We start from the raw sequence: 13,301 nt of genomic DNA on the forward strand, positions 1-13,301 counted from the left end.
CTTATTTGGCGGCGATGCGGCTGCCGAAACGCTTCTTGAAGCGATCGATACGGCCGCCGGTGTCTACCACTTTCTGCTTACCGGTGTAGAAGGGGTGACATTCTGAACAAACGTCAACCAGGAAATCTTTACCCAGAGTAGAGCGGGTCTTGATGGTATTGCCGCAGCTGCAGGTCGCAGTTACGTCTTCGTATTTGGGGTGTAAATCAGCTTTCATGGTGAATGCCTTTCATCTTTGTGCCGCCACTCAGTCGACCTGAGCCCATCTGGAACGCAGGATTTTGCCGAGCACCGCACAACGGTTAATGGATACGGCTGGTTTTGAGAGCTGGGCATANTACCAGAAACACCCGGCAACGCAAGGACTTTAGNGCATTTTTCGTACAGGCACGNGCGCTGCCAAAGGGGCCGTCAATCGGTTATTCTGGGCGCCTTTTGAATTCAACCACGCGACGGGAGTACATGGCCGCCCCTACTGTTCTGGAAATCGCCCTGCCCACACCGCTGCGCCGCCGGTTTGATTACCTGCCGCCAGAAGGGGTAGACACCACCCTGCTGAAGCCGGGGCAACGGGTACGGGTGCCCTTCGGCAACCAGCGTCTGATCGGGCTCATTCTCCGGGTAAAAAGTGAGTCATCACTCCCGCTNCAGAACTTGCGCCCGGCCGAGGCCCTGCTCGACACCAAGCCACTGTTGCCGGACGATCTGTGGCGCCTGTGCCTCTGGGCGGCCGATTACTATCAGCACCCCATTGGCGACGCCCTGCACACGGCCCTACCGGTGCTGCTGCGCCAGGGCGAGCCCGACCGGGAGAAAGGCGAGCCCTACTGGCAACTGACCACCGAAGGCAAAGGCCTCCCCGAGGGCGCCCTGAAGCGGGCCCCTCGCCAGGCGGAACTGCTCGCCGCCCTGCAACAACGGGGGGCATTGAACCGGGCGGACCTGGCGGCATTGGGCATCGCCCGCAGCCACGTCAAGACACTGGAAGACAAGGGACTGGTATTCAGCCGTGAGCAAGTGCTCACACCATCGCCGGANCCCAATATTCTGAGGGATACCCCGCTTACGCTCAGCGATGAGCAGGCCGCCGCCCTGGCCCAGATTCCAGAGGACGGCTTTCACATCAGCCTGCTCGACGGCACCACCGGCAGCGGCAAAACCGAGATTTACCTGCAGGCCATCGCCCGCACCCTGGCTCAAGGTCGACAGGCCCTGGTACTGGTACCGGAAATTGGCCTGACACCCCAGACCCTGGCCCGCTTTCAGCGCCGCTTCGCCCAACCCGTGGTGGCCCTGCATTCGGGCATGAATGACCGCGAGCGGCTCGATGCCTGGCTGCAGGCCCGGGACGGTCGAGCCCGGATCGTGATCGGCACCCGCTCCGCCATTTTCACCCCCATGGCTGATCTGGGCATCCTCATTGTGGACGAAGAGCACGACAGCTCCTTCAAGCAGCAGGACGGTTTTCGCTACTCGGCCCGGGACCTGGCCGCCCTNCGCGCCCACCGCCTGAACATTCCACTGATTCTGGGCAGCGCCACGCCGTCGCTGGAAAGCCTGCACAACGCGCGCACCGGCCGCTACCATTACCTGCGCCTGACCCACCGGGCCGGCAATGCCCGGGCACCGGAGTTGCTCACTCAGGATATTCGCCGCCAGCCCCTGGATGAAGGCTTCAGCCGCGATACCCTGGAGCGGATTCGCACCACCCTCGATGCGGGCAACCAGGTTCTGGTCTTTCTCAACCGACGCGGCTACGCCCCCACACTGGAATGCCCGGACTGCGGCTGGCTGGCCGAGTGCCGCCACTGCGACACCCGCCTGACCCTGCACCAGACTCCGCGCCATCTGCACTGCCACCACTGCGACCATCAGCGCGCGGTGCCCCGGGCCTGCCCATCCTGCAAGAGCACCCGCCTGCAGCCGCTCGGCCAGGGCACCGAACGCAGTGAAGAAGCCCTGCAACGACACTTCCCTGACACCCGGGTGCTGCGGGTCGACCGGGACTCCACTCGCCAGAAAAACGCATTCCGCGATCTGGTTGAGGAAGTTCACCGGGGCGACCCCTGCATTCTGGTGGGCACCCAGATGCTGGCCAAAGGCCATCACTTTGCCGACGTGACGCTGGTGGTCATTCTCGACTCGGATGCCGGTCTGTTCAGTACCGACTTTCGCGGCCCCGAGCGCATGGGCCAGTTATTGCTTCAGGTCGCCGGACGGGCCGGGCGCGCGGACAANCCGGGGCAGGTCATCATTCAGACCCACCACGCCGAGCATCCTCTGGTGCGCACCCTGCTCGAGCGGGGCTATCACGCCTTTGCCGAGCTGATTCTCAGTGAACGGCGCCTGACAGGGCTGCCCCCGTTCCGGCACATGGCGCTGATCCGCGCCGAGTCCAAGCGACCGGAAAATGCGGTCGCCTTCCTCAAACAGGTTCGAGCCCTGGCCGAGCAGNGTCACCCACCCGGTCACGANCTGGGCTATCTGGGGCCTTTGCCCGCCATGCTGGAAAAGCGCGGNGACCGGTTCCGCTACCAGNTGCAAGTNAATGCGGCCAACCGGGGAGCACTGCAAAAGCTGTTGAGCCAGTTGGCCCCGGAAATGGAGCAGCACGCCCTGGCCAAGCGCAATCGCTGGTCCATTGATGTCGACCCACAGGATATGGGCTAGTGTTCGCCCGCCCCAAAGACCACTGGCCGGGCGGGTCGGCGATGGGTACAATTGCCGCGCTGTGACCACTGGAAANCAACGCGATCATGACCCGAGACTACGCCAAGAAAAATCGTCCTGCCCCCCGTCGCAACCGGCCCAAGAGCCAGGTGCCCGGCTGGGTGTGGCTGTTTACCGGGGCGGTGCTCGGGGGCTTTATCGTGTTTCTGATGCGCCTGACCGATGTCGAGGTCCCGGAAACCGACCCGGCGGACACCGCGACCCAAGAAACCCAGACCGCGCAGCCGGTGGAGCCCCAGGCCGAGCCCAGCAACCCCAAACCGCGCTTCGATTTCTACAAGCTGCTGCGAGAGAGCGAAGTGATCGTCCCGGCGACCGAGCCCAGCGAGAGCCAGGCAAATGCCGAGCAAAACGACACCGCCAACCGGGACGAATTCATCCTGNAGGTGGGCTCCTTCCGCAAGGCCACCGAAGCGGACAGCCTGCGCGCCCAGTTGCTGCTGCTGAACCTGGACGCCTACACCGAGCAGGTAACNCTGAACAACAACGAGACCTGGCACCGGGTGCTGGTGGGACCATTCAGCAACCAGTCCCGCCTGGCCAGCGCCCGCTCTACCCTGGTGTCCAACGACTACCACGCGCTGGTGCTCAAGCGGAAGAAACAATAACCGCCCGTCCGCCTCCCTTGCTTGCTTGAAATCCCGGGGCCCAGCCCCCACTTCTGCCATTCAGACTTCATACTTATTGCATTGATAAAGGATGGCTTGTGGAACAATACCGAGGAACCACGATTCTCTCCGTGCGCCGCAACGGCCAGGTCGCCATTGGCGGCGACGGGCAGGTGTCGNTGGGCAACACCATCATGAAAGGCAACGCCCGCAAGGTTCGCCGCCTGTACAAAGATCAGGTGATCGCGGGCTTCGCCGGCGGCACCGCCGATGCCTTCACCCTGTTCGAGCGCTTTGAAGCCAAGCTTGAAGCCCACAACGGCCAACTGACCCGCGCCGCTGTGGAACTGGCCAAAGACTGGCGCACCGACCGGGCCCTGCGCCGCCTGGAAGCCCTGCTGGCAGTGGCCAACGCCGAAGCGTCCCTGATCATTACCGGTAACGGCGATGTCATTCAGCCGGAAGATGACCTGATTGCCATTGGCTCCGGTGGCGCCTTCGCCCAGTCCGCCGCCCGCGCCCTGCTCGATAACACCGAACTGGATGCCCAAAGTATCGTCGAAAAAGGACTGACCATCGCCGGCGACATCTGCATCTACACCAATCACAACCAGACCATCGAGACCCTCGACTACTGAGCCTCGCTGGCCTGACGAACTGACGAGTCCGTTATGTCAAACATGACCCCCCGGGAAATTGTCCACGAACTGGACAAACACATCATCGGCCAGAACGAAGCCAAGCGAGCCGTGGCCATCGCCCTGCGCAACCGCTGGCGCCGGATGCAGGTGGATGAAAACCTGCGCGCCGAAATCACCCCCAAAAACATCCTGATGATCGGCCCCACCGGGGTCGGTAAAACCGAAATCGCCCGCCGCCTGGCCAAGCTGGCCCACGCGCCCTTCATCAAGGTCGAGGCGACCAAATTCACCGAGGTCGGCTACGTCGGCCGCGACGTGGAATCCATCATCCGCGACCTGGTGGACATCTCCATCAAGATGCACCGCGAACAGGCCATGAAAACCGTCCAGCACCGCGCCGCCGAAGCCGCCGAAGAGCGCATCCTGGACGTACTGCTGCCCCCGGCCCGTGGCGGCGACACCGAAAACACCGGCGAATCCGGCACTCGCCAGATCTTCCGCAAAAAACTGCGCGAGGGTGAGCTGGACGAGAAAGAAATCGAAATCGATGTCGCCAGCACCCCCATGGGCGTGGAGATCATGGCCCCTCCCGGNATGGAGGACATGACCAGCCAGCTGCAGAACATGTTTTCTTCCCTGTCCAANGACAAGAAGAANACCACCAAAATGACCGTCAANCAGGCCTTCAAACAGCTTCAGGAAGAAGAAGCCGCNCGCCTGATCAACGACGANGAANTCAAAGCCGACGCCATCAANGCGGCCGAACAGAACGGCATCGTCTTTATCGATGAAATCGACAAAGTCGCCAAAAAAGGCGAAACCAGCGGCGCCGACGTCTCCCGCGAAGGCGTCCAGCGCGACCTGCTGCCGCTNATTGAAGGCTGCACCGTGAGCACCAAACACGGGATGATCAAAACCGACCACATCCTGTTCATCTCCTCGGGCGCCTTCCACCTNAGCAAGCCTTCNGACCTGATTCCGGAGCTACAGGGCCGACTGCCCATCCGCGTCGAACTCAACGCCCTGACCCCGGATGACTTCGAACGCATCCTCACCGAACCCAGCGCCTCCCTGACCGAACAACACCAGGCGCTGCTCAAAACCGAAGGCGTCGAAGTGGTCTTCAAACCCGACGGCATCCGCCGCATTGCGGAGACCGCCTTCGAAGTCAACGAAAGCACCGAAAACATCGGCGCCCGCCGCCTCCACACCCTGCTCGAACGCCTCCTCGAAGACGTCTCCTTCGACTCCGGCAGCCAGCAGACCAGCGTGGAAATCGACGCCGATTACGTGCAGAAGCAGTTGGGTGAACTGGCGAAGGATGAGGACCTGAGTCGGTATATCCTGTAGTTGGGTCAACAAGGTCGCTCCATAACAGGGGCGAGCCCCGGGGTGTTGTTNCAAGACCGTAAGCGGAGGGACTCCGCGNGGCGAGCCCCCAGGGATGGGTTCACGGCGTGTCTTGNAACAACACCCCGGGGATCGACCCGGCGCTAGAGGCACCTANANCACAGGANCANCTANATGACGCCCNACAAAATCCTGCTCCACAAGAAATCCCGCCANNTGGAACTCACNTACGGCGACCAAAACTANCGCCTGGACGCCGANTACCTGCGNGNNCACTCGCCGAGCGCCGAAGTGCGCGGCCATCACGGTCAGGGCGGGCAACTCCCGTTCGGCAAAAAACAGGTCGCCATTNCCCACATCGAAGCAGCCGGCAACTACGCCCTGCACATCGTTTTCGACGACGGCCACGATTCTGGCATCTACACTTGGGATTATCTGCACGATTTATGTGTCAATAAAGAAACCCATTGGCAGAAATACCTGGACGNTTTACACCAACAGGGNAAATCCCGGGATCCCGACACACAGATTGTAAANTTGATGTAGNAGCGGTAGGTCGGATTAGCGAAGCGTAATCCGACACTTTACCGACGGCCTTGAAGACAAGTGACAAGGCAATCCTTCGTTCAACCTACGATACTAAAGGGTAGCCCGGCGTCTGCAGGGNCTATCGTTCANAGACCCGCCGTGAATACAGTCCTACGCGCTCCCGGCGCTTACGGACACTTCCCACATCCATGTGGGTCGTCCACGTAAGCTTCTCGTCGACATCCATGTCTCCGAGAGTCTCTGAACGATAGACCCTGCAGCCACCTCAGTGCCATTAGCGCACGTAGGTGGAAGAGTGTGAACCTACCCATGANGCCACGNTGTCGGNCGGAGNTTCTACCANCACGCAGCCAGAACAGGACTCAACAATGAATCGNTTGACTAGACTATCTTTCGTTTTCATCTTGCTGGCCGNCNTCACCGCCTGCGCCGGCCCCAAGGTCTCACAGGACTANAACGAAGACACCGAATTTGATCCCGGCTGGGGCCGCTATGAATGGCGCGGTGGCACGTCGCAGATCGACGGAGTGTCCCACAGTCGGTTGCAGCGCATCACCGAGCAGGCGATGGTGCAACGCGGTTACCGGCTTGATCCCGACAACCCCCAGTTTTATGTCAGCGTCAGCGGCACNACGCGNGCCGCGGTNGGTGGCGGCAAGTCGGTGGGCATTTCCATCGGGTTGCCCGTGGGTAANAGCGGCAGTATCGGACTTGGGGGNAGCAANAGCCTGGAAGACCGCAAGCAGGAGGGGGTGATCATTGTGGATATCACGGATGCCGAGAGCAATGAGCTGGTCTGGCGTGGTAGCGCGGAAGGGATTGCCTTGCGGGATTTTGAGTTGGCGCGAGAGCAGCAGTTACGAAAAGTCATTGGTCGGTTATTGGCGCAGTTTCCGCCGGAATAACGTTGAGCCGCTCGGCTTCGGTACTTCGGAGTATAGGGCTGCGGGAGGGTGTCCCTTTCCGAGACACGCCGTGAACCCATCCATGGGGGCTCGATCACCCGCCGTCCAGGCGGGTGACGGTCTCGGAAAGGGACACCCTCCCTCCNCTGTGCCAAATTATCGTTCCGGGAAATAGCACCTGGGTAACGGTGAATGCGCTTCGCTCCGATACGTCGGACCGATCTGCCCTACGCGAGCTATGGCACTTAGGGCCGGGGAGGGGAAGCCCTTTCAAGACCGTGGAGCGGGGGACCCGCGATCCGAGCCTACAGGGATGTATTTACGGCGTGTCTTNAAAGGGCTTCCCCTCCCCGGCCCGGGCGTGACGCTTCCCTGCGCTTGAAAATTAAAAGGGCTTTCCTCTCTACAGTTCGTCGCGGAATTGCATGGAGTGTAGGCGGGCGTACTGGCCGCCGGCGGCGAGGAGTTCGCTGTGGCTGCCGACTTCCAGAATTCGGCCTTCTCCCATCACCACAATCCGGTCCGCCCGTTCGATGGTGGACAGGCGGTGCGCTACCACGAACGTGGTGCGGTTTTTCATCACCTGCTCCAGNGCCGCCTGAATATGACGCTCTGACTCCGTATCCAGGGCCGANGTGGCCTCATCCAGAATCAGGATGGGGGCGTCTTTGAGAATGGCGCGGGCGATGGCCAAACGCTGACGCTGCCCGCCGGACAGACGTGCGCCGCTCTCACCGATCAGAGTGTCGTAGCCCTGGGGTAACTGCTCGATAAACTCGTGCGCATGAGCCGCTTTGGCCGCTTCGCGCACTTTCTCCGGGTCCGTGGCCGCCAGCGCGCCGTAAGCGATGTTGCCCGATACCGAATCATTGAACAGCACCACGTTCTGATTGACCAACGCCACCTGCTCGCGCAGGTTATCCAACCGGTAGTCTTCCAACGGGTGGCCGTCCAGCAGAATGCGGCCTTCACCCGGATCGTAAAAACGGGTCAGCAGGCTCACCAGGGTGGATTTGCCGCTGCCGGAGCGTCCCACCAGGGCAATGACTTCGCCCGGTTTCACATCCAGATCAATGTGTTGTAAAACCCAGTCGTCACTGCTGTCGTAACGGAAGCTGACGTCCTCAAAACGCACCNCGCCCTGGGCTCGCTTGACCGTGCGATCACCGGTATCTTTTTCCGTCGGTTCATCCAACAACTGAAAAATACTGTCCGCCGCCGCGACGCCTTTCTGAATGGTGGGAACGACTTCACTCAGTTGGCGTAGCGGTTTCAACACCAGGCCCGCGGCCGTGAAATAGGCAATAAAAGCACCCGGATCATTGATCTCCATCACCGTCAGGGCGACATAGAGCATCAGCCCCATTGAGAGNGCGACCAACATTTGCATNATNGGNGTATTGAGAGAAGAGGTGAACACGATTTTCATGTTNTGCAGATAGTTGCGCCAGCTGGCNTGATTGAAGCGACGCTTTTCATACTCTTCGCCGCCAAAGCTGCGCATGACCCGATAGCCATGGATCATCTCGGAAGACACCTGNGTNATGTCCCCCATACTGTGCTGCACCTTGGCNCTCAANCGACGCAGGCGCTTACCGACATACCCGACAATGCCTGCNATCANCGGCGCCACCAGAAGNAANANCAATGTCANCNTCCAGTCTTTGTANAGCAGGAAGCTCATCAGCGCGAGTACGGTAGCGCCTTCGCGAATCAGTATTTTCAGGGCATCGGTTGCCGCCGTCGTCACCCCATTGACGTTATAGGTGATCACCGACATCAGGTGCCCGGAACTGTGCCGATCAAAGTACTGACCGGGAAGCAGGGCCATATGATCAAACAGACTGACCCGCAGTTTGTGCACGATGCGAAAGGCCAACTGCGAAATGAAATAATTCCCGAGNAANGCCCCGACACTGCGAAAGAANACAATGCCCACAATAATGAGCGAGGGCATATAGGCCGGACCGCGCCCANCGGATGCGTGGTGGCNGAAGCGTCNGCTGANGCCTGGCCACCTGACNAAGGGGTTCGCCAANTAGGCAGNCTCACTNGTTTTCTTCNGCGCCAATAAAGTCCAGCAGNTATTCCATGAACTGGGCCATGGCCGGCTGGGAGGCGGAGTAGATGACAAAACCAAAGACGCTGATGGCAAATAACACCCAATAGGGTTTGATATAGGCCAGTAAGCGAAGATACACCTTGAGGGAAGCGGTATCGGTCTGCCGCAGCGTGTCTCGGGAATGAGGGTCGTGAGAGAGCGGCGTGCCTTTATCGCTCATGATGCAGGGGGTCCTCCTGAAGCGCGCCCTNCGGAGAGGGCGCGTTTTGGATCAGCGGTTCAGCCAGCCACCGGNGCCAGCCATTCGGTGTGGCCGGACANNTTGCCCTTGACCGCATCGAAGTAGAGTGACTGCAGCTGGGTGGTGATCGGGCCGCGACGACCCTCGCCAATCACCCGACCGTCCAGCTCACGAATGGGCAGAACCTCGGCCGCGGTACCGGTAAAGAAGGCTTCATCGGCAATGTAGACTTCATCCCGGGTGATGCGCTTTTCCCGGACTTCGTAACCGCAATCCGCCGCCAACTGGAAAATGGTGTTGCGGGTAATGCCGTCCAGACAGGAGGTCAGCTCCGGCGTGTAAAGGACGCCATCACGCACCAGGAACACATTCTCGCCGCTGCCCTCGGCCACATAGCCTTCATTGTCCAGCAGCAGGGCCTCTTCACAGCCGCTGTCCAGCGCCTCGCGCAGGGNCAACATCGAGTTGATGTAGTTGCCGTTGGCCTTGGCCTTGCACATGGTGATGTTCACATGGTGGCGAGTGTAGCTGGAAGTGCGCACCTTGATGCCCATGTCCCGCGCTTCCGGGGACATGTAGGACGGCCAGTGCCAGGCGGCGACCATCACGTGCACCTTCAGGTTATCGGCGCGCAGGCCCATGCCCTCGGAACCGAGAAACGCCATGGGACGCAGGTAGCTTTCATGCAGGCCGTTTTCCCGCACCACCAGCTTCTGGGCTTCGTTCAGCTCATCTTTGCTGTAGGGCAGGTCCATCCGCATGATATGGGCGGAACGGAACAGCCGGTCGGTGTGCTCCTTCAGGCGAAAAATACAGGTGCCCCGGTCGCTGCTTTCGTAGGCGCGCACGCCCTCGAACACGCCCATGCCATAGTGCAGGGTGTGGGTCAGTACGTGAACCCGGGCATCCCGCCAGGGCACCAGTTCGCCATCCAGCCAAATAACGCCGTCGCGATCGGCAAATGACATAACCAACTCCTAAATATGAAATTCGTGGGGCCGTGGTCGACGCTCGGCAGGACCGATCATTGATGGGATTCCAGCAGTTGCCGCCACAGGCCAGTTACTCGGCGCCGCTCCTCGGCAAAGGGCGCGCCATCCTCCAAGACTGCCTCCTGGCGCTGTAGCGCGAGGCGGTGGCCGGTGGACCGATAGGCCTTGTAGGCATCAATCAACTGGGCGACGGCTTCTGCGCCCAACCGGCCGGATTGTTCCAGCGCACCGAGTATGCGGATGTTGTCGGTATACTCGGTGAGCCCAGGCTCACTCTCGGCCCANGCTAAAACCGCATATTGAACCATAAATTCAATATCGACGATACCTCCAGCGTCCTGCTTGAGATGAAAAGGCGTCTTTTCATCATCGCCCTGAGCGCCCGGCTTGGGGCGGGTTCCGAGGTGCTCGCGCATTTTCTGGCGCATCTTGATCACCTCCTCACGCAGCGCCGCCAGGTCCCGCGACTGACNCAGCACCTGTTGCCGGACCTGCGTAAAGGCCTCGGCCAGCTCGGCATCGCCGGCCACCACGCGGGCCCGCACCAGCGCCTGATGCTCCCAGGTCCAGGCTTCCTGTTGCTGATACTTCTCAAACGCCGGTAAGGAAGTGACCAGCATGCCCGCATCGCCATTGGGGCGCAGGCGCATGTCCACCTCGTACAGGGTACCCGAGGGCATCCGGGTATTCAGAATGTGGATGATCCGCTGGCCCAGGCGGGTGTAGAACACGTTGTTGTCCACCGACTTTTCGCCATCGGTTTTGCCTTCCGGGTCGCTGTTGTGAATAAACACCAGGTCGAGATCCGAGCCATGGGCCAGCTCGATCCCGCCCAGCTTGCCATAGCCGACGATCACAAAGTTGGGGTGTTGCTCCGGTTCGCCCNGGGNATTGCTCGGGCGACCGTGGCGCGGAATCAGCTGCTCCCAGGCCAGCTCCAGAACGTGCTCCAGAATCACTTCGGCCAGATCGGTCAGGTAGTCACTGACCTTCATCAGCGGCAGGGCCCCGGTCACCTCGCTGGCCGCCACCCGCAACGCGTGGGCGGAACGAAAATAGCGCAGCGCTTCCATATGCCCCTCAAGGTCATCCCAGGCGGTGCGCAGCAGCTCACGGCGCAGTTCATCGCGCAGCTCGTCTTTACCCGGCGGCGCGTAGAGGCTCTCCGGGGTGAGCAGCTCATCCAGCAACGCCGGGAACCGGGCCAGCTCATCCGCGATCCAGGGGCTCGCCGCACAGAGCCGGACCAGTTGCTCCAGCGCCACGGGGTTTTCCACCAGCAACACCAGATAGGCACTGCGGCGCACAATCGACACCACCAGCGGCTGAATCCGCGCCAGGGTATCGCCCACCGACTCGCCCTCGCCGAGCATGGCGAGCAAGCGGGGCATAAAAGCATCCAGGCGATCCCGGCTGCTGGCCTGCATGGCCACCACCTGCCGGTGCGAGCGGATGTCCGCCAACACCGACAAGACCCGCTCGGGCTGATCAAAACCCTGCCCGGCAAGCCAGTCCACGGCTTCGTCACCCTCCAGGCTGCCCTCCCAGAGTGACACCCAGTCCTGCAGATTCTCGGGCTCCTGCCCCTGATCGGCATCCGGGTCGGCGATCACCTCCTGGAACTCGCGATTGACCCGCGCGCGGTGTTCGGCAAGAGTGTCGGAAAACGCCTCCCAGTTTTCAAAGCCCAACACCCAGGCCATCCGGCACTGCCCATCGGGGTCGGACGGCAGGGCCTGGGTCTGCCGATCCTGATAGCCCTGGATCGCATGCTCGGTGTTGCGCAGAAACTCATAGGCATCCAGCAGAGCCTGACCACTGCCCTCGGGCAGATAGCCCTCCGCCTCCAGCAGGGGCAGCAGCTCACACACCTGTCGCTCACGAAGGCGCGGGTCCCGCCCACCGCGAATCAGTTGGAACACCTGGACCACAAACTCGATTTCCCGAATACCGCCCTCACCGAGCTTCACATCCTCGCTCATGCCCCGGCGTTGCACCTGGCGGCTGATCAGTCCCTTCATGGCCCGCAGGGATTCAATCACGCTGAAATCGATGTACTGGCGATAGGTGAACGGCCGCAGCAACTCCACCAACTCCTCCGCCGCCGGCTTGGCCCCCTCACCGCTGGCCGCCACCGGACGGGCCTTGATCATGGCATAACGCTCCCAATCCCGGCCCTGGCTCTGGTAGTACTCCTCCATGGCATCGAAATTCGACACCAGCGCCCCGCTCTGACCATAAGGGCGCAGGCGCATATCCACCCGGAACACAAAACCTTCAGCGGTGGGCGCATCCAGGCTTTTGATCAACCGCTGCCCCAGTCGGGTGAAAAACTCCTGATTGCCCAGCGAGCGCGACCCACCCTGGGTTTCCCCCGCCTCCGGGTAGGCGAAAATCAGATCGATGTCCGACGACACGTTCAGCTCCCGGGCCCCCAACTTGCCCATGCCAAGCACAATCAAGGGCTGCGGCTTGCCACTGTGCTTACCGGTCGGCACCCCCCAACGGGGTTTGAGCTGCTCAAAATGGTAATCCAGCGTGCTCTGAATAGCCGCCTCGGCGAAGCGGGACAACTCATCGGTAATCTCCCGCATGGACCCCAGACGATTCAGATCCCGCCAGATGATGCGCACCATGGCCCGGTGACGCTCCCGACGTAGCACCTTATCCAGTTCCCCATCATCCTCACAGGCCGCCACGGCCTCGACCAGATCGGGAAAAGAGCCGTCCTCCAGCGGCGCAAACAACGCCCCGGAACGTACCAACTCCAACAACAGCTCCGGTCGGGTCGTAGCGGTTTTCGCGATGTACTCGCTGGCGGCGAACGCAGTGTTCATCTGTTCGCGGAACGCCGCTTCCGACACCCCTTTGGGCAAGAGTGACTCCGGACGATCCAGCTCCCTCTGCTCGATGACCTCGTAAAAGTCATCGAAGCGTTTGCGGGTGGCTTCGTGGAGTTCGGCGGGGACCTGGTTTGGGTCGAACATAAATTTGGGAGCTCCGTTGTTTGTTTTGTTGGGGCTTTAAAGTTGGGTTACGGCGGATGCGCTTCGCATTCCGGGGCGTCGGGCCGATCCGCCTTAGCCAATCATTCACTTTGGGTTACGGCGGATGCGCTTTGCTTATCCGCCCTACGCGAACTTTGGTACTGAGGGCTGTTGAGGGGTATAGCCTTTGGAGACTCTCGGAGGCAGGGAGCCGACGAGAAGCCCCCAGGGGCCGC

10 protein-coding genes are annotated in these 13,301 nt (G+C 61.1%); 6 read left to right on the forward strand and 4 right to left on the reverse strand.

Going from position 1 to position 13,301, the window contains the following annotated elements; translation table 11 throughout:
- Position 1: 1 nt before the first annotated feature.
- Positions 2–217: a 50S ribosomal protein L31 gene (gene rpmE / locus CMG77_RS11995; RefSeq protein WP_123638371.1), complete on the reverse strand. Its 216-nt coding sequence runs from the start codon at positions 215–217 to the stop codon at positions 2–4.
- A gap of 245 nt (positions 218–462) precedes the next feature.
- Here rpmE and CMG77_RS12000 point away from each other — a divergent pair, with 245 nt between their 5' ends.
- The 6 genes from CMG77_RS12000 to CMG77_RS12025 all read left to right on the forward strand — a co-directional run bounded on the left by CMG77_RS12000 (position 463) and on the right by CMG77_RS12025 (position 6,783).
- A complete protein-coding gene (locus CMG77_RS12000) occupies positions 463–2,670 on the forward strand; it encodes a primosomal protein N' (protein WP_286904614.1) in 2,208 nt (735 codons plus the stop codon).
- 209 nt (positions 2,671–2,879) lie between these two features.
- Complete coding sequence (locus tag CMG77_RS12005) at positions 2,880–3,338, forward strand: SPOR domain-containing protein (protein WP_502691890.1); 459 nt, start codon at positions 2,880–2,882, stop codon at positions 3,336–3,338.
- A 98-nt stretch (positions 3,339–3,436) separates the two neighbouring features.
- The gene (gene hslV, locus CMG77_RS12010; protein WP_286904618.1) at positions 3,437–3,976 is read left to right on the forward strand and encodes an ATP-dependent protease subunit HslV; all 540 of its coding nucleotides are present in this window, start codon (positions 3,437–3,439) and stop codon (positions 3,974–3,976) included.
- Positions 3,977–4,009: 33 nt separating this feature from the next.
- The gene (gene hslU / locus CMG77_RS12015) at positions 4,010–5,329 is read left to right on the forward strand and encodes an ATP-dependent protease ATPase subunit HslU (protein ID WP_286904620.1); all 1,320 of its coding nucleotides are present in this window, start codon (positions 4,010–4,012) and stop codon (positions 5,327–5,329) included.
- Positions 5,330–5,503: 174 nt separating this feature from the next.
- Positions 5,504–5,875 carry a gamma-butyrobetaine hydroxylase family protein gene (locus CMG77_RS12020; protein ID WP_286904621.1) on the forward strand — a complete coding sequence of 124 codons (372 nt, stop codon included), beginning with the start codon at positions 5,504–5,506 and terminating at the stop codon, positions 5,873–5,875.
- 371 nt (positions 5,876–6,246) lie between these two features.
- Positions 6,247–6,783, forward strand: a complete 537-nt coding sequence (locus CMG77_RS12025; protein WP_286904622.1) for a DUF4136 domain-containing protein — start codon at positions 6,247–6,249, stop codon at positions 6,781–6,783.
- A gap of 403 nt (positions 6,784–7,186) precedes the next feature.
- Here the strand turns inward: CMG77_RS12025 and msbA are convergent, their stop codons facing one another.
- From msbA to glnE, 3 genes are all read right to left on the reverse strand, one after another.
- Positions 7,187–8,740, reverse strand: coding sequence for a lipid A export permease/ATP-binding protein MsbA (msbA, locus tag CMG77_RS12030; RefSeq protein ID WP_286904624.1), 1,554 nt, complete (start codon positions 8,738–8,740; stop codon positions 7,187–7,189).
- Between the two features lie 384 nt (positions 8,741–9,124).
- Entirely contained in the window at positions 9,125–10,054 is a 930-nt protein-coding gene (locus CMG77_RS12035; protein ID WP_286904626.1) for a branched-chain amino acid transaminase, read from the reverse strand.
- Positions 10,055–10,110: 56 nt separating this feature from the next.
- Complete coding sequence (gene glnE / locus CMG77_RS12040; protein ID WP_286904628.1) at positions 10,111–13,065, reverse strand: bifunctional [glutamate--ammonia ligase]-adenylyl-L-tyrosine phosphorylase/[glutamate--ammonia-ligase] adenylyltransferase; 2,955 nt, start codon at positions 13,063–13,065, stop codon at positions 10,111–10,113.
- Between the last annotated feature and the right edge of the window lie 236 nt (positions 13,066–13,301).

Source organism: Marinimicrobium sp. (assembly GCF_002695945.1).
Lineage (GTDB): Bacteria > Pseudomonadota > Gammaproteobacteria > Pseudomonadales > Cellvibrionaceae > Marinimicrobium > Marinimicrobium koreense.